Source organism: Mesorhizobium sp. M0618, assembly GCF_040320765.1.
Taxonomy (GTDB): Bacteria; Pseudomonadota; Alphaproteobacteria; order Rhizobiales; family Rhizobiaceae; genus Mesorhizobium.
On record NZ_JAMYQH010000009.1, the window covers coordinates 149,847 to 165,613 of the forward strand.

Below are 15,767 nucleotides of genomic sequence, written 5' to 3' on the forward strand. Positions count from 1 at the left end.
GTCGGAACACAGACTGGATGGTAGGCCCGGAAGGTCAACGTTTCTACAGAATCAACTCGTTGTGGCTGATCCCACTCCTGCAAGGCGGGCAAATCATGGACTGGAGCGGCGGCCTCATTCTGTAAAATCCGGGCGTTGGCAGCTTTGCCAGCTAAGCAGCGACGCCACCTAAATAGGCGCTGATAACCGCTTCATTGCTCGCGAGATCGCTGCCTGGTCCCTCAAGAACAACGCGTCCGGCCTTGAGAACGTAGCCGTAGTCGGCGAATTTCAAGGCGACTTTGCTATTCTGCTCCACAAGCAGAATGGTCACGCCTTCACGATTGAGGCGCTGCACGATGTTCATGACTTCCTTGATCAGTTGCGGCGCCAGACCCATGGAAGGCTCATCGAGCAACAGCACCTTGGGCGCGGCCATGAGGGCTCTGCCGATCGCCAGCATCTGCTGCTCGCCTCCCGAGAGGTTCCTTGCATCGCCATTCTGTCTGCGCGCCAGGATGGGGAAGAGCTCAAAAACATGATCCAGCCGCCGCCGGCGCTCGACGTCGTCGGCAAGCGTGAACGAGCCCAGGTCGAGGTTCTCCCTGATCGTCATGTCGCCGAAAATACGCCTTCCCTCCGGGACGTGGACGAGCCCGCGATGCGGCAGGCGATGGGCAGGGACTTTGGTTATGTCCTCGCCCAGGAAGCGAACACATCCGGAGGATGCGGCAACAAGGCCGGACAGCGTGCGCAGGGTGGTGCTCTTGCCCGCACCATTCGCGCCAAGCAGGGCGACGATCTGGCCGCGCTTGACCGAAAGGCTGACACCATGAAGGGCTTCGATGCCGTCATAGCGTGCGACGATGCGGTCCGCGGAAAGAACGATTTCGGGGTCCATCAGTCCTCCGTACCGAGATAGGCTTCGATGACCCTGGGGTCTTTTCGCACGGCCTCCGGCGGTCCGTCGGCGATCTTCTGCCCATAGTCGAACACCACGATCTTCTCCGACACCTGCATGACCAGGCCCATATCGTGCTCGATCAGCAGGACGGTGACACCGGTTTCGTCACGGATGCGGCGGATCAGGTGAACAAGGTCCAGCTTCTCGCGCTCGTTCAGGCCGGCGGCGGGCTCGTCCAGCAGGATGAGTTCGGGCGCCGACGCCAGGGCTCTTGCGAGTTCGAGCCGCCGTTGATCGCCATAGGAAAGACCACCGGCACGGCGATGCGCATGCTGCTCGATGCCGACAAAATCGAGCCAGCGCATGCCAGCCGCGCGGATCGTCTCCTCCTCGCGCCGCTGTGCCGGCAAGTGCAGGATCGCCGACATGATGCCGTGGCGGCTGCGGCAATGCTGGCCGGACATGGCGTTTTCCAGAACGGTCATTTCCTTGAACAGCCGGATGTTCTGGAACGTGCGGGCGAGGCCGAGCGCGGTGATGCGGTGCGGCGGCAAGCCGGTGATTGGCCGGCCGCCCAGACTGATCGAGCCGCCCTTCGGCTTGTAGAAGCCGGTCAGGCAATTGAAGAGTGATGTCTTGCCGGCCCCGTTCGGCCCGATAAGACTGTTGATGGCGCCTTTCTCAACCGAGAACGAAATGTCGTGAAGGACTTTCAGTCCTCCGAAACTGAGACGCAGGTCGCGGACTTCCAGCAGCGCCATGGTCAAACTCGCTTGTCCGGCCACAGCCCGTTCGGCCTGAAGAGCATGATTGCCAGCAGCGCAACCGCGGTCACCAGGGGACGATAGGTTCCCGCGCCGCGCAGCACCTCCGGAAGCAGGGCCACGAGAACAGCACCAAGGACGACGCCGGGAATGCGGCCCATGCCGCCCAGGACGACGCCGAGAAGGATGAGCAGCGATTGGTTGAAGGTGAAACTCTCCGGCGAGATGGCCGTCATCTTGGCTGCGTAGAGGCATCCGGCCACGGAAGCGATCACAGCGCCCATCATATAGGCTTGCAGCTTGGCCGTGACACGGTTGATGCCGATGCCAGCGGCGGCGTCCTCATCGTAGCGAACGTAGAACCAGGCTCGTCCCATTCGCGATCGCTCGACGCTCAGACAGACGAAGGCGGTGAGAAGCGCAAGCACCAGGAACGCATAGTAGAAGTGCTGCACCTGCATCAGCCTGAAGCCGAATATCTCCGGGCGCTCGATGCCGATGAGTCCGCTCGCGCCACCGGTGATGTCGAGGTTGCGGGCGATGATGCGCACGATTTCGCCGAAGCCCAGCGTCACGATCGCCAGATAGTCGCTGCGCAATCTCAATGTCGGAGCCCCGATGATGATGCCGGCCACGCAGGCGGCGACCATGGCGACCGGGATGGTAAGCCAGAAATTGAACCCGAATTCCGCGGTCAGGATGCCTGATGTGTAGGCGCCGACCGCGAAGAAGGCGGCGTAGCCGAGATCGAGCAGGCCTGCATAGCCGACGACAACGTTGAGGCCGAGGCACAGAACGACATAGAGCAGCGCCGTGGTTGCCACCTCCGTCACATAGGCGTTGGCGAATTGCGGCAACACCAGCGCGCAGGTGAGCGCCGCCAGGCCGGGCAGCACGACGGACCAGCGCATCAATTGCGGTTGCCCGGCGGTCGGCATGGTTCTCACTTCGTCGGTCATCACACCCGCTCCACGACAGAGCGTCCAAGAAGGCCGGTCGGCTTGAACACAAGGAACAGGATCAGGGTCCCGAACACGAAGACGTCACGCCACTCCGAGCCGACGAAGGGCAAGGACGAACCGAAAGCTTCGAGCAGGCCGAGCAGCAATCCGCCGAGCATGGCGCCCGGCACGCTGCCGATCCCACCTATGACCGCGGCGGTGAAGGCCTTGAGCCCCATGATGAAGCCCATGAAGAAATGGACACTGCCATAATAGGCGCCGGCCATGACCCCGCCGCCGGCAGCGAGCGCCGAGCCCATGAAGAAGGTCAAGGCGATCACCCGGTCGACATCGATGCCCATCAGGCGGCTCGCCCCCATGTCGATGGACACGGCGCGCATCGCCTTGCCGTACATGGTGCGTGAGACAAAGGCCTGCATGCCGGCCATAAGAGCGATGGAGGCGGCCACCAGCACCATCTGCGTGTAGGTGATGTGAACGGTGGAAATATCCACGCCGGCAAAACCGAGGTCCGTGTTGAAGGCGTAATGCCGCCCGCCTGTCAGGGCGAGTGCCGTGCCGTTCAGCACCATCGACGCGCCGAGCGCCGTGATGAGGATGGAGAGGCGCGGCGCATTGCGCATCGGCCTGTAGGCGAAGCGTTCGATGATGACGCCGAGCAAGCCGACAGCCAGCATCGACACAAGCAGGGCGCAGACCACGCCCAGCCAGCCATTGCCGACCCATATGCCGACGAAGGAGAACACGATGAGGCCGACGAAGGCGCCGTTCATGTAGATGTCGCCATGGGCGAAATTCAGGAGCTTGATGACGCCGAAGACCATGCTGTAGCCAAGCGCGATCAGGGCATAGAACGAGCCGACGATAAGACCGTTCACCAGTTGCTGAATAAGCAGGTCGAGCGTCATTGATGCTCCAGGGCAGAATTGAAAAAGTCTTGTCTGAGCGCAGCGTCGGCACACCAGACAATCGGCGGTGACGCCGAGGCCGCCACAAGGCCTGCCTCGGCGTCAATCCGGTTGGCCTTTATTCGGCTACCCACTTGCCGCCCTTGGCGATCACCGGGCGGAAATTCGAGGTCTGGAGCGTGTTCTTGTCGGTGAACTTGATTTCACCAGCAAGGCCCTTGAAGTCGCTCGCCTTGAGCGCCTCGATGATCGCTTTCTGATCCGCCGACTTGGCCCGCGTGATCGCATCGACGATCAGGTCGCCCACATCGTGGGAGAGCGCCGCATAGGCGCCGGCGTCGCGGCCATAGGTTTCCTTGTACTTGGCCTTGAAGTCGGCGGCGCCGGACAAGAGGTCGACAGTCGGGGGAGACAACAGGTACACGCCCTCACCGGCCGACCCGGCGATCTCCAGATATTCCGGTGAATTGTTGCCGTCGCCCAGCACAATGCCGCCCTGGAACCCGGCCTGCCGGAGCTGCTTGGTGAGCAGGGCGCCACCGGCATGATATGCGGTCCAGAAGACAGCGTCGGCGCCGCTCGATTTGATCTTGGTGACGACCGCCGAATAGTCCTGCTCGCCGGCCGTGGTGGTCTCCTTGGCGGCAATTTCGCCGCCTGCGCTCTTGAAGGCTTCGGCGGTCAGCTTGGCCAAGTCGGACGAATAGGCATCGCCTTCATCCACGACCGCGATCTTCTTGTAGCCGTTCTTCTTGAAGAGCTCGACGGCTGTCGTCGCCTGCATGTCACCGGTTGAATTGGCTAGGAAGGCATTGCCCTGATTGGCGGCGACCAGCTTGGTCGAGTTCGCTCCGATGATGACGAATGGAATGCCGGCGTCACCATAGATCTTCAATGTCGGCAAGACGGCGCCCGAGCAGTAGCCGCCGACGATGGCGGTCACGCCTTCCGAGACAAGCTTGCTGCCTGCGGTCACCGCCTGTTGCGGATCGCAGGCGTCGTCGGCGGTAGTGGTGATGATCTTGTCGCCGTTGACGCCGCCTTTGACGTTGACGGCATCGATCGCCATCTTCACGGCGTTCTCCATATCCTGCCCCTCACTGGCCAGTTGGCCAGTCATGGGGGCCACAATGCCGATCTTGATGTCGGCAGCCGCGGCCATCGTGGTCATAGCCAGCCCGGCAAGGGCGGTGGCACAAGCAAGCCTCTTGGCAAGCCTCTTGAAGGAAACAACCATTAATTCTCTCCATTTCCCCTGTTGGCGCATCCAGGCGGCGTGCCCGAAATGCATTGTTTCGCCCCTCGGTTAGCTGCGGAGCGGTTATGTTGAGCAAGATCGCTAGCCGGCCACGCGATTTGTCACCCGCAGGCTCTGATCCGCCGATCAGTGACTGCCGCCGGCAGCCCGGGCATAGGCTCCCTGGTAGCGGTTCTCCCGGATGCTCTGCATGATCTCGGCCTCACGCGCTTCTTGCGCCCTGACGGCGGCCAGCAAAGCCGCGGCATCTTCGATTGGAAATGCCACGACGCCATCCTCGTCGCCGACGACGATGTCGCCTGGACCGACGACCATGCCGCCTATGCAGACGGGAACATTGATGGCTCCCGGCCCATCCTTGTAAGGTCCGAGATGGATGGCCGACCGCGCGAAGCATGGAAACGGACTGCGGCCGATGGCACCGGCATCGCGAATGGCGCCGTCGATGACAATGCCTGCGGCGCCGCGCGACGCCGCGACACTTGTCATGATCTCGCCGACCAGCGCACGCCCCTCATAGCCACCGCCATCGACGACGATGACGTCTCCGGGCTGCAACAGATCGAGCGCACGATGGATGAACTGGTTGTCGCCGGGGCGGGTCCTGACCGTCAGCGCCCTCCCCGCCATGACGCCGCCCACCCGGTGAAATGGCCGCAATCCGACAGCCCCGGGGACACGGGCGAGATTGTCGCTGATCAACGGCGTCGCCAGAGCGCGGAACGCGTCGATCAGTTCGCTTTCCTGTGATCCATCCGCCATCGTCTGCACTCCCCGTCGTCGGCACTTTTATGAATATAGTATCCAATCACAATTAATTCAGTGGAGTCAACCGGCTTGCACTGGTCGGCAGAAAAAAGCCAAAGCAGCCCATAAACGCCGCCACTTGGGCAAACATGACCGCAAAGGCCACCCGTCCGGGCTTGCAATGGCGGCAAAGTTCAAGATAGATTGGATAACATATCCATAAACGCCATGATTGTAAAAAGGGAATTGGCTGTGAAGCATGCAGGAAAAGTCGTGATCGTTACCGGGGCGGCACAAGGCCTGGGCCTTGCCTGCGCCGAGCGCTTTCATGCCGATGGCGCCAAGGTTGTGCTTGTCGACGTGCAGGCCGATCGCGGGCGCGAGCATGCCGAACGTCTTGGTGAGCGTGCCGCCTGGCTATCGGCGGATCTCTCCGAATGCACGCAGGAAATGGCAGCCGATGTTGTTGCCAAGGCCACAGAGCGATTCGGCGGTGTCGACGTCCTCATCAACAATGCCGGCATCATCCATCTGGACGATTTCGTCGACTTCCCCGAGGAAGCCTTCGACCTGGTTCAGCGCGTCAATCTCAAGGCGCCCTTCCTTCTCGGGCAGGCCGCGGCAAGGGCCATGATCGCGCAGGGACGCGGCGGCTCGATCATCAACATGTCGTCGATCAACGCCATCCTGGCCATTCCCAATTCCGTCGCCTATGCCGTGTCCAAGGGTGGCATTAAGCAATTGACGGCGGTGATGGCCGTCGGATTGATCCCGCATAACATCCGCGTCAACGCCATCGGCCCCGGCACCATCCTGACCGACATGGTCAAGAGTTCGGTCATGGCCAGCGAAGCGCAGCGCCAGACCATCCTGTCGCGCACGCCGAGCGGCCGCTGTGGCGAACCTTCGGAGATCGCCAGCGTCGCATCCTTCCTGGCCAGCGACGACGCTTCCTACATCGTCGGCCAGACCATCTATCCGGATGGCGGTCGCCTGATCCTGAACTATACGGTGCCGGTGAAGGACTGACCGCCCATGGTTGTCGGTACGCCTCACATCAGTCTTGCGGGATCGGGCGCGCTGCTGCTCGATGGCGTGCAGGGGGCTTTCAGCGATGCCACCCAGGAACTGGTCTGGGCGGTGGCGAATGCCGCGCTGCGCCTAGAGGGGGTGCGCGAGGCCGTTCCCGGCATGAACAACCTGCTGGTGGTGTTTGACCCACTCGCTACGGACGCCCACAGCGTCACGGGTCAGCTGATGTCGCTCTGGGCTTGCACCGATGCCCACGCGGTGACCGGCACGCATCATACCATTCCCGTCAGTTATGGCGGCGCGCGCGGCGAGGATCTCGCCGGCTGGGCCGCACATTGCGGCATGTCTGTCGACGAGACCGTCAGCCGCCACGCGGCGGCCACCTACACCGTCGCCGCCATCGGCGCCATGCCGGGCTTTCCCTATCTGTCCGGTCTCGACCCGCTGCTTGCCTGGGCAAGGCGCAGCACGCCTCGCCTCAAAGTCACTGAGGGCGCCGTCATCATTGGTGGCGCGCAGGCGGGTATCATGCCGATGACTGCGCCTTCCGGATGGCACATAATCGGCCATACCGACGTGAAGCTGTTCAAGGCCGAAGCGGAATTGCCCGTGCTGCTCAGGCCCGGAGACAAAATCCGATTCGCAATCGCAGAGATCGAGGCATGATCGAGATCCTCACCACCGGCTTGCCGAACACGGTCCAGGATCTCGGCCGGCCCGGTCATCTGGCGCTGGGGGTCAGCCATGGCGGCGCCATGGACAGGCAGGCGCTGGCGATCGCCAATCTCATGCTGGGCAATGACCCCTCGGCTGCCGGGATCGAGGTCGCGCTTCATCCGTTCCGGCTGCGCGTGCATATCGACACCGCCGTCGCCATCACCGGCGCGGATTGCGCCGTCAGCGTCGGCGATCGGCCCTGTCCACCCTGGTGGGCCATGACGATCCGCGCCGGCGAGACCCTAGTCCTCGAAACCCCGCGCATCGGTGCTCGTTCCTACATCGCCTTTGCCGGCGGGCTCGATCTGCCGTCCGTCATGGGGTCGCGCGCGACGGATGTGAAAGGCGGTTTCGGCGGTTTCGCCGGACGCGGTCTGTCCCGCGGTGACCGGCTTGCGCTCAACCCTGCGCAATGCCGCCTTCCCGCGGGCGGCATCGGCGCAGCGCTGGAAGAGCGGCGAGGCGCGGCGGACGGCTTGGCCTCGGCAATCGAATTGCGGGTTCTGCCGGCCGCCGAGTTCGACGCCTTCAGGCCGGAGGCCCAGGCGGCTTTCACCGGCAGCGAATGGAGCATCACCAACGACGCCAACCGTATGGGATATCGCCTTGCCGGGGCGACGCTTTCCCTCCTCTCGCCGCTGGAATTGCTGTCCCACGGCATCGTGCCGGGAACTGTTCAAGTGCCGCCGTCCGGCCAGCCGATCATCCAACTTGCCGATGCCAACACCTGCGGCGGCTATCCGAAGATCGCCACGGTGATCGAAGCCGATTTCTGGCGGCTGGCGCAAGCGCCGGTCGGCGCTCGCCTACGTTTCTTGCCGGTCTCGATCGAAGCGTCGACAGAAGCGCTTCGCGCGAACCGGCAGCAAAGTCACGACTTTATCGCCGCCCGAAACCTTATGGCCGGCGAGCAGAGGGCTCCATGAAAATTCGCCCCTTCACCATCGAGATTGCTCAGTCTGAAATCGACGATTTGAAGAAGCGCATCTCGATCTGGCGCGAGCCGGACCAGTTGCAGGCAATAGGCTGGACGCAGGGAACGGAGCACGAGCAACTGCGCCGACTAATGCAACACTGGCGCACTGGCTTCGATTGGCGCAAGCAGGAAGCCGCCTGGAACATCCATCCGCACTACCAGACGGATATCGGCGGCGAAACCCTCCATTTCATCCATGCGCGCGCCGCTGTCGCAACCGGCAGAACGGTCATACTCACCCATGGCTGGCCAGGCAGCGTCTTCGAATTTCATGAGTTGATCCCGCTTCTGACCGACCCGCTTTCGCATGGCGGAAGACAGGAGGACGCCTTCAACGTCGTGGTCCCCTCGATTCCCGGCTATGGCTTTTCAAGCCGACCGACCAGGCCTGGTCTCAACCTGTTCACCGTCGCCGACCTTTGGGCCGAGTTGATGAGCCGTCTCGGCTACAAACGATATCTCGCGCAAGGTGGCGATCTGGGCGCCGGCGTGTCGACCTGCCTGGCGCACGCGCATCCAGACAGTCTCGCCGGGGTGCATCTGAACTTCATCCCCGGCTCATACTCACCTCCTCACGATCCAGGCCCGGATGGCGACCTGAGCTTGGAAGAACGCGCCTTCCTGGAACGGAAAGCCGGATGGGCGGATATTCATGGCGCCTATGCTCATATTCAAGCGACGCGCCCGCAAACGCTTGCCTATGGGCTGACGGATTCGCCGGTCGGACTGGCAGCGTGGATGATCGAGAAGTTCCGCGACTGGAGCGATTGCGATGGCGATCTGGCCAACGCCGCATTTTCGCGCGACGACATGCTCGCCAACATCTCGCTTTACTGGTTCACCCGGACCGTCGCTTCGTCGATGCGACTCTATTGGGAAACGCGCGCCCGTCCGCTTGCATTCGCGTCCGGCACAGCGATCAACGTCCCGCTTGCAGTGGCTTTGTTCCCCAAAGAGCTGCCGATGCCGCCCAGGAGTTGGGTCGAGCGCGTCTTCAAGGACATCCGCCAGTGGACAGCGATGCCGCGCGGTGGTCATTTCGCAGCCCTCGAGCAGCCCGCTTTGCTTGCACAGGATATAAGAGCCTTTGCCGGCGGTCTGGATTTTTAAAGGCAGCGTTTGCGCGCAGCCAAACCCGAAGGCCAGAAATGAACAATACCGCCCTCACCATCGATGCCTTGCATAAGCGCGTCGATGCAATTTTCCGCAAGGCCGGACTGAACCCCATCCAGGCCAGCGCCATCACAAGGGTCATCGTCGCGGCGGAACGCGATGCCTGCAAGTCGCATGGTGTCTATCGCATCGAAGGCGCCCTGCGAACGATCAAGGCAGGGAAGGTAAACCCAGACGCGGTGCCCGAACTGTTGCCGCAAGACGCTCCCGCCATTGTGAAAGTGGATGCGAAGCACGGCTTCGCCAACCCGGCCTTCGAACTGGGCCTGCCGGTGCTGGTCGAGCGGGCACGCTCCTGCGGCATCGCCGCGCTAGCGATCAACGATGCCGTGCATTTTTCCGCCCTTTGGGTGGAAGTCGAAGCCTTGACCCAGGCAGGCCTTGCCGGCCTGGCCATGTGCCCGAGCTATGCCACCGTCGCTCCGACCGGTGGCAACGGACCGTTGCTGGGCACCAATCCTTTTGCCTTTGGCTGGCCGCGTAAAGAGCAGCCTCCCTACGTTTTCGACTTCGCGACCTCGGTTGCCGCGCGCGGCGAGATCGAGCTCCACCGCCGGGCAGGCAAGAAGCTGCCGGAAGGCTGGGCCATGGATTCGGACGGCAGGCCAACGACCGATCCCGAAGCTGCCCTGGCGGGCGCCATGCTTCCCTTCGGCGGGCACAAAGGCTCCGCCATCGCGACGATGATCGAACTGCTCGCCGGGATCATGATCGGCGACCTGACCAGCCCCGGGGCGCTCGAGCTGCTTGGCACCACGACGCTTTATCCGTCGCACGGAGAGTTGGTCATCGCTTTCTCGCCGAAAGCCTTCGCCGCCGGCCGGCCCGGCAATCCGCTGGGCCGTGCTGAAGCGCTGTTCGAGGCGATCTTGGGCCAAGGTGCGCGCCTACCCTCGCAAAGGCGGTTCCTAGCCCGCGAGACCTCGGAGCGCGACGGTATCGTTCTCTCGCACCAGGAAATGGAACAACTCGATCGTTTTCTCGAACGGGGGCTCGACGCGGTCTGAATCGGTATCGCCAGGGCCAAGACCAATCACAGGAGGAGAAAAATGCGCTGGACGAAAACATTCACGGTCGTCGGCTGCCATGCCGAGGGCGAAGTCGGCAATGTGATCACCGGAGGCGTCAAGGACGTTCCGGGCAAGACCATGTTCGAAAAGAAGGAGTATCTCGAAGCGCATATGGACGACATTCGTGGGCTGCTCTTGTTCGAGCCGCGCGGTGCGCCCTACGTCAACGGCAACATCATCCTGCCGCCTTGCGATCCCTCGGCGGATCTCGGCTACGTCATAATTGAAAGCACGGAATACCCGCCCATGTCTGGCTCAAACACCATCTGCGTCGCCACAGTGGCGCTGGAAACGGGCATGGTGCCGATGAAGGAGCCTGAGACATTGCTGCGCATGGAAGCGCCGGCCGGCATGATCGAGGTGCGCTGTCTCTGCGAGAACGGCAAGGTGAAGCAGGTGGAGTTCACCAATGTACCGGCCTTCGCGTTCCACCTCGACACACCTGTCGAAGTCGAGGGGCTCGGCACGATCACCGTCGACACCTCCTATGGCGGCATGACTTTCGCCCATGTCAATGCGCGCACACTCGGCTTCACCGTCAAACCCGACGAGGCCCACCAGATGTCGCTGATGGGCCAACGCATCAAGAAGGCGGTCAACGAGCAGCTCGAGGTCGTGCATCCGGAGAACCCGAAGATCCGAGACGTGTCCAACGTGATTTTCGAAGGCCCGATCGAGCGCGTCGACGGGCGCGTGGAAAGCCTCAACGGCACGGTGTGTCTGCATGGCAGGCTCGACCGCTCGCCGACAGGCACCGGCACCACCGGGCGGCTGGCGGTGATGTCGGCCAAGGGGCAGATCGCCAAAGGCGAACTGTTCCGCAACAGGTCGATCATCGGGACCCATTTCGATTCCCGCGTGATCGCCAATACGCGCCTCGGCGATCGCGACGCTGTCGTGGTCACCATCGCCGGACAGGCCTGGATCACCAGCATCGGCCAATATGGCCTCGACCCGACGGACCCTTATCCGCGCGGACATCGCCTCAGCGATGTCTGGTTCTGAAACGGACGCGACCGTGCTCAGGCCGCGAACGCTCTGACCCTGACGCCGCTTGCCTCAAGCCGTCTCCTGACATGCGCGGCGATGGCGACGGCAGCCGGCGTGTCGCTGTGGACGCAGATCGAATCGATCGGCGTCCGCAGCATCTGCCCGGAAAGCGTCTCGATGGCGCCTTGCTTGACCATTCGGACGACCCGTTCGGCTGCCCTCTCGGCGTCGTGGATGACAGCGCCTTCCAGCTTGCGCGAAACAAGGAAGCCTTCCTCCGTATAGGCGCGGTCGGCGAATATCTCGGACCTGACCGTCAGCCCAGCGTCGCGCGCGATCCTGTCCTGGAAGCCGAGCGCAATGACCAGGCAGATCAGGCCGGGATCGACGGCCTTGACCGCGCGCGTCACCGCTTCGGCGACGCCACGATCGGTCTGGGTAAGATTGCCTAGCGCGCCATGCGCCTTCACATAGCGGATCGGGTGGCCGGCATAGGCGGAAAGCGCCTGCGCCGCGCCGATCTGGTAGGCGACCAGCCTTTCGATCTCATCCATGGAATGCGGAATGATGCGGCGTCCGAACCCCCACAGATCGGCGAAGCTCGGATGCGCGCCAACGGCAACGCCCTTGTCGCGCGCCATCGAGAAGGTGGCAGCCATGATCTCGGGGTCGCCGGCATGAAAGCCGCAGGCGACATTGGCGGAACTGACGATGTCGAGGATCGCCGCATCGTCGCCGAGCCTGTAGGCTCCAAAACCCTCGCCCATGTCGGAATTGATATCGACCTGCAATCCTTGGGCCGCCATGGCGCTTTCCTCAGTGGTTCGAACCATCGCCTTTGCTTCACACCAGCTCGTAGAGCGGCGTGCCGTAGCCGACGACCGCTCCATCCTCGATCAGCGCCGCGCCCAGCACGCCGTCTACCGGCGCGAGCACGGCCTTCAGGCATGGGCCGACCTGCAGGACGCCGACCGTCTCGCCCTTGCGAACCACCTGGCCAGGGTCGGCAACCGGCCGACCGGTCGTTGGATGATCGAGACGGAACACGCCGACGCCGGGCGCGCGCACGCCTTTGAAGACCGTTTCGGCCTTCGGGGCTTCGGCCGCGGGTGTCGAGGGAACAACGGATTGCATGTGCAGGCGCAACGAAAAGCCGGCCTCCGACAGTTCTATCTCGCCCATGCCGGCGCTAACACACCAGCCGGCCAGCCTTTCGAGCTCCTCAACCGTCATCGCCGCCTCGTCCCTGGAGCAGACCGCCTTCAATGAGACGTTCAAGATGATGGATATCGAAGCCGCCGGCGGCAAAGCCGGGCTCCTCCATCAGGAGGCCGTGGAGCGGCGCGTTGGTGGCGATGCCGACAGCCTCCATCTCGCCCAGCGCGCCGCTCATGCGCCGGATCGCCTCGGCCCGCGCCGCGCCATGCGCCAGCAGCTTGGCCACCAGGGAATCGTAGTGCGGCGGCACGGTGTAACCGGAGTAGAGATGCGATTCGACGCGGATTCCCGGGCCGCCGGGCGGCGTCCAGCGCTCGACCCGGCCCGGATGCGGGCGAAAGCTGTAGGGATCTTCAGCGTTGATGCGGCATTCGACGGCGTGGCCCTGGATGCGGATGTCTTCCTGGCTGAACGACAGGGCTTCGCCCCGGGCGATGCGGATCTGCTCGCGCACGATATCGATGCCGGTGACAAGTTCCGTGACGGGATGCTCCACCTGCACGCGGGTGTTCATCTCGATGAAAGAGAAGCGCCCGTCCTCGTAGAGGAATTCGAACGTGCCCGCGCCTGTATAGCCGATGGTTAGGCATGCGTGGGCACACAGCTCGCCGATCTCGGCAATCGCCTCGCGGGCGATGCCGGGCGCCGGTGCCTCCTCAATGATCTTCTGGTGGCGGCGCTGCATGGAGCAATCCCGCTCGCCTAACCACACCGCCTTGCCATGCTTGTCCGCCAGAATCTGAAGCTCGATATGGCGCGGGTGCTCAAGGAATTTCTCCAGATAGACTTGCGGGTTGCCGAAGGCCCGGTCCGCCTCTTTCACCGCCATCGAAACGGCTTCCAACAGAGCGCGCTGCTCGCGCACGATGCGCATGCCGCGCCCGCCGCCGCCGCCCGCCGCCTTGACGATGACCGGATAGCCGATGGCCTCGGCAATGGCGCGCACTGCCTGCTCGTCCTGCGGCAGCGCCCCCTCCGACCCTGCAACGCAGGGAACGCCGGCAGCGATCATCGTGCGCTTGGCGGAGACCTTGTCGCCCATGGTGCGGATCGCCGCGGCCGACGGCCCGATGAAGGCGAGGCCGGCATTTTCGACGGCCTCGGCGAAGGCGGCGTTTTCCGAGAGGAAACCATAGCCCGGATGGATCGCGCCCGCGCCGGTGAGTTGCGCGGCCGCGATGATCTCGGGGATATTGAGATAGCTCTCCGTCGCGGCAGCCGGCCCGATGCAGATCGCCCTGTCCGCCAGCGCGACATGGCGAAGGCTCGCGTCGGCTTCCGAGTGCGCTGCCACCGTCTTCAATCCGAGATCACGGCAGGCGCGCAGGATGCGCAGCGCGATTTCACCGCGGTTGGCGATAAGGACGGTGTCGAACATCGCCGCTAGCCCAAATCTTCGAGAACGAACAGCACATCGCCGGACCGCACGGCGGCATGGTCGTCGAACGCGATCTGGACGATCCGCCCAGCGCGATCGGATTCCACGACGTTGAACGTCTTCATGGCTTCGATGACACCGACCTTCTGCCCTTCCACGACCACATCGCCAACCGAAGCGAGCGGCGGTTCGCCTTCGGTGCCGGAACGGTAGAACACGCCGGTCAGCGGCGCGCGGATCGAATGCCGCGCGATGGGCGGAGCTGTCGAAGCCGGATTTGTGAAGACGGCAGGGCCGGCGGCTGACCCCGACTGCGGCGAAGGCTGCGACGCGGATTGCGCCAGCACCCCCTGCCTGGACATGCGGATACGAACGCCATCGCGCTCGATCTCCAACTCGGCAATGGGCGAACGCGAGACAAATTCGATCAGCTTCTGGACGAAGTCGAGATCCATCGCCGGCCCTATCGCAGCGCTTCGACAGCCTCGGCGATACGCCCGATCGCTTTTTGGATCAGGTCCATCGACGTGGCTATGGAAATGCGGAAATGCGGCGACAGGCCGTAGGCAGAGCCCTGCACCACCGCGACCCGCGCCTGATCGAGCAGGTAAAGCGAGAAGTCGTCGTCGCTGCCGATAGGAGTGCCGTCCGGGCGGCGACGGCCGATCAGGGCCGAGCAATTGGGATAGAGATAGAAGGCGCCCTCGGGGGTCTGGCAGGTAAGGCCGGGAATCTTGCGCAGCAGCTCCAGAGCGCGGTCGCGCCGAGCCTGGAATTCGAGCGCCCGAGGGCGAAGAAAGTCCTGGGCACCTTCCAGTGCGGCAATGGTCGCGGCCTGCGAGATGGATGACGGGTTCGACGTGCTTTGGCTCTGCACGGTCGCCATGGCGCGGATCAGCGGTTCCGGCCCGCCGGCATAGCCGATCCGCCAGCCGGTCATGGCATAGGCCTTCGACACCCCGTTCACTGTCAGCGTACGGTCCTTCAGCCTCGGCTCGACGCCGGCGATGGTATGGAAGGTACGTCCATCGAACAGGATATGCTCGTAGATGTCGTCGGTCAGAACGTGCACATGCGGGTGATCGAGCAACACCCCCGCCAGCCCCGCAAGTTCGTCGCGGCTGTAGACGGCGCCTGTCGGGTTGGAAGGCGTGTTGAGCAGCAGCCATTTGGTGCGCCCGGTGATCGCGGCTCGCAGGGCTTGCGGTGTCAGTTTGAAATCCTGCGCCTCCGTGCAGGGAACGACCACGGGCTTGCCTTCGCCGAGCAGGACGATGTCGGTGTAGGAAACCCAATAGGGCGCTGGAACAACCACCTCGTCGCCGGGGGCCAGCGTTGCCAGCAGGGCGTTGTAGATGATCTGCTTTGCGCCGCCCGCGACACTGATTTGCGAAGGCTTGTAATCGAGGCCGTTCTCGCGCCTGAATTTTCCGGCCACCGCCTTCTTCAGCGCGGCGGTGCCGTCGACCGCCGTATAGCGCGTCTCACCTCTGCGCATCGCCTCGTAGGCTGCCTCGACGATGTGCGGAGGCGTCGGAAAATCCGGTTCGCCGGCGCTCAGGCTGATGACGTCGATGCCGGCCGAGCGCATTTCGATTGCCCGCGCGGTGACCGCCATACTGGGGCTTGGCTTGATGACGTCGAGACGGGGAGCGATGAGGCCCACGGGAAATCCTCGGCATGGCTGCCGC

17 protein-coding genes are annotated in these 15,767 nt (G+C 63.5%); 6 read left to right on the plus strand and 11 right to left on the minus strand.

Annotated features, from left to right (window positions below):
• Nucleotides 1-151 precede the first annotated feature (151 nt).
• The 6 genes from NKJ04_RS12520 to NKJ04_RS12545 all read right to left on the minus strand — a co-directional run bounded on the left by NKJ04_RS12520 (nt 152) and on the right by NKJ04_RS12545 (nt 5,537).
• Nucleotides 152-880 (minus strand): ABC transporter ATP-binding protein, encoded by a 729-nt coding sequence (locus tag NKJ04_RS12520; protein ID WP_352675233.1) that lies wholly within the window; start codon nt 878-880, stop codon nt 152-154.
• Nucleotides 880-1,644 carry an ABC transporter ATP-binding protein gene (locus tag NKJ04_RS12525; RefSeq protein ID WP_023809508.1) on the minus strand — a complete coding sequence of 255 codons (765 nt, stop codon included), beginning with the start codon at nt 1,642-1,644 and terminating at the stop codon, nt 880-882. Before NKJ04_RS12525 ends, NKJ04_RS12520 begins: the two co-directional genes overlap by 1 nt.
• Nucleotides 1,645-1,646: 2 nt before the next feature.
• The gene (locus NKJ04_RS12530; protein WP_245273097.1) at nt 1,647-2,606 is read right to left on the minus strand and encodes a branched-chain amino acid ABC transporter permease; all 960 of its coding nucleotides are present in this window, start codon (nt 2,604-2,606) and stop codon (nt 1,647-1,649) included.
• Nucleotides 2,606-3,517: a branched-chain amino acid ABC transporter permease gene (locus NKJ04_RS12535; protein ID WP_023809510.1), complete on the minus strand. Its 912-nt coding sequence runs from the start codon at nt 3,515-3,517 to the stop codon at nt 2,606-2,608. The genes NKJ04_RS12530 and NKJ04_RS12535 overlap by 1 nt, the downstream gene beginning before the upstream one ends.
• Nucleotides 3,518-3,635: 118 nt before the next feature.
• On the minus strand, nt 3,636-4,754 hold the full coding sequence (locus NKJ04_RS12540; protein WP_352675236.1) for a branched-chain amino acid ABC transporter substrate-binding protein: 1,119 nt from the start codon (nt 4,752-4,754) through the stop codon (nt 3,636-3,638).
• A gap of 147 nt (nt 4,755-4,901) precedes the next feature.
• The gene (locus NKJ04_RS12545) at nt 4,902-5,537 is read right to left on the minus strand and encodes an RraA family protein (RefSeq protein ID WP_352551608.1); all 636 of its coding nucleotides are present in this window, start codon (nt 5,535-5,537) and stop codon (nt 4,902-4,904) included.
• Nucleotides 5,538-5,774: 237 nt separating this feature from the next.
• Here NKJ04_RS12545 and NKJ04_RS12550 point away from each other — a divergent pair, with 237 nt between their 5' ends.
• From NKJ04_RS12550 to NKJ04_RS12575, 6 genes are read left to right on the plus strand one after another with little or no spacing between them, the layout of a single operon-like run.
• Nucleotides 5,775-6,551, plus strand: a complete 777-nt coding sequence (locus tag NKJ04_RS12550) for an SDR family NAD(P)-dependent oxidoreductase (RefSeq protein WP_023809514.1) — start codon at nt 5,775-5,777, stop codon at nt 6,549-6,551.
• A gap of 6 nt (nt 6,552-6,557) precedes the next feature.
• Nucleotides 6,558-7,220: a 5-oxoprolinase subunit PxpB gene (gene pxpB, locus NKJ04_RS12555; RefSeq protein WP_352441939.1), complete on the plus strand. Its 663-nt coding sequence runs from the start codon at nt 6,558-6,560 to the stop codon at nt 7,218-7,220.
• The gene (locus NKJ04_RS12560) at nt 7,217-8,197 is read left to right on the plus strand and encodes a 5-oxoprolinase subunit C family protein (RefSeq protein ID WP_023809516.1); all 981 of its coding nucleotides are present in this window, start codon (nt 7,217-7,219) and stop codon (nt 8,195-8,197) included. Before pxpB ends, NKJ04_RS12560 begins: the two co-directional genes overlap by 4 nt.
• Entirely contained in the window at nt 8,194-9,357 is a 1,164-nt protein-coding gene (locus tag NKJ04_RS12565; protein WP_352675239.1) for an epoxide hydrolase family protein, read from the plus strand. The genes NKJ04_RS12560 and NKJ04_RS12565 overlap by 4 nt, the downstream gene beginning before the upstream one ends.
• A gap of 38 nt (nt 9,358-9,395) precedes the next feature.
• The gene (locus tag NKJ04_RS12570) at nt 9,396-10,427 is read left to right on the plus strand and encodes an Ldh family oxidoreductase (protein WP_352675298.1); all 1,032 of its coding nucleotides are present in this window, start codon (nt 9,396-9,398) and stop codon (nt 10,425-10,427) included.
• A gap of 42 nt (nt 10,428-10,469) precedes the next feature.
• Nucleotides 10,470-11,495, plus strand: a complete 1,026-nt coding sequence (locus NKJ04_RS12575) for a proline racemase family protein (RefSeq protein ID WP_352551617.1) — start codon at nt 10,470-10,472, stop codon at nt 11,493-11,495.
• Nucleotides 11,496-11,512: 17 nt separating this feature from the next.
• On the opposite strand, the gene NKJ04_RS12580 is transcribed toward NKJ04_RS12575, so the two are convergent.
• The 5 genes from NKJ04_RS12580 to NKJ04_RS12600 are packed head-to-tail and all read right to left on the minus strand — an operon-like array spanning nt 11,513 to nt 15,742.
• On the minus strand, nt 11,513-12,286 hold the full coding sequence (locus NKJ04_RS12580; RefSeq protein WP_352675242.1) for a LamB/YcsF family protein: 774 nt from the start codon (nt 12,284-12,286) through the stop codon (nt 11,513-11,515).
• Nucleotides 12,287-12,323: 37 nt separating this feature from the next.
• On the minus strand, nt 12,324-12,713 hold the full coding sequence (locus NKJ04_RS12585; protein ID WP_352675244.1) for an acetyl-CoA carboxylase biotin carboxyl carrier protein: 390 nt from the start codon (nt 12,711-12,713) through the stop codon (nt 12,324-12,326).
• Entirely contained in the window at nt 12,703-14,076 is a 1,374-nt protein-coding gene (accC, locus tag NKJ04_RS12590; RefSeq protein WP_352675246.1) for an acetyl-CoA carboxylase biotin carboxylase subunit, read from the minus strand. Before accC ends, NKJ04_RS12585 begins: the two co-directional genes overlap by 11 nt.
• Nucleotides 14,077-14,081: 5 nt before the next feature.
• Nucleotides 14,082-14,531 carry an acetyl-CoA carboxylase biotin carboxyl carrier protein gene (locus NKJ04_RS12595; protein WP_352675248.1) on the minus strand — a complete coding sequence of 150 codons (450 nt, stop codon included), beginning with the start codon at nt 14,529-14,531 and terminating at the stop codon, nt 14,082-14,084.
• 8 nt (nt 14,532-14,539) lie between these two features.
• Nucleotides 14,540-15,742 (minus strand): pyridoxal phosphate-dependent aminotransferase, encoded by a 1,203-nt coding sequence (locus NKJ04_RS12600; protein ID WP_352675250.1) that lies wholly within the window; start codon nt 15,740-15,742, stop codon nt 14,540-14,542.
• Nucleotides 15,743-15,767 lie beyond the last annotated feature (25 nt).

Coding starts and splice junctions, on each gene's coding strand:
- NKJ04_RS12520 (WP_352675233.1), bottom strand. CDS start 880: ATGGACCCCGAAATCGTTCTTTCCGCGGACCGCATCGTCGCACGCTAT.
- NKJ04_RS12525 (WP_023809508.1), bottom strand. CDS start 1,644: ATGGCGCTGCTGGAAGTCCGCGACCTGCGTCTCAGTTTCGGAGGACTG.
- NKJ04_RS12530 (WP_245273097.1), bottom strand. CDS start 2,606: ATGACCGACGAAGTGAGAACCATGCCGACCGCCGGGCAACCGCAATTG.
- NKJ04_RS12535 (WP_023809510.1), bottom strand. CDS start 3,517: ATGACGCTCGACCTGCTTATTCAGCAACTGGTGAACGGTCTTATCGTC.
- NKJ04_RS12540 (WP_352675236.1), bottom strand. CDS start 4,754: ATGGTTGTTTCCTTCAAGAGGCTTGCCAAGAGGCTTGCTTGTGCCACC.
- NKJ04_RS12545 (WP_352551608.1), bottom strand. CDS start 5,537: ATGGCGGATGGATCACAGGAAAGCGAACTGATCGACGCGTTCCGCGCT.
- pxpB (WP_352441939.1), top strand. CDS start 6,558: ATGGTTGTCGGTACGCCTCACATCAGTCTTGCGGGATCGGGCGCGCTG.
- NKJ04_RS12560 (WP_023809516.1), top strand. CDS start 7,217: ATGATCGAGATCCTCACCACCGGCTTGCCGAACACGGTCCAGGATCTC.
- NKJ04_RS12565 (WP_352675239.1), top strand. CDS start 8,194: ATGAAAATTCGCCCCTTCACCATCGAGATTGCTCAGTCTGAAATCGAC.
- NKJ04_RS12570 (WP_352675298.1), top strand. CDS start 9,396: ATGAACAATACCGCCCTCACCATCGATGCCTTGCATAAGCGCGTCGAT.
- NKJ04_RS12575 (WP_352551617.1), top strand. CDS start 10,470: ATGCGCTGGACGAAAACATTCACGGTCGTCGGCTGCCATGCCGAGGGC.
- NKJ04_RS12580 (WP_352675242.1), bottom strand. CDS start 12,286: ATGGCGGCCCAAGGATTGCAGGTCGATATCAATTCCGACATGGGCGAG.
- NKJ04_RS12585 (WP_352675244.1), bottom strand. CDS start 12,713: ATGACGGTTGAGGAGCTCGAAAGGCTGGCCGGCTGGTGTGTTAGCGCC.
- accC (WP_352675246.1), bottom strand. CDS start 14,076: ATGTTCGACACCGTCCTTATCGCCAACCGCGGTGAAATCGCGCTGCGC.
- NKJ04_RS12595 (WP_352675248.1), bottom strand. CDS start 14,531: ATGGATCTCGACTTCGTCCAGAAGCTGATCGAATTTGTCTCGCGTTCG.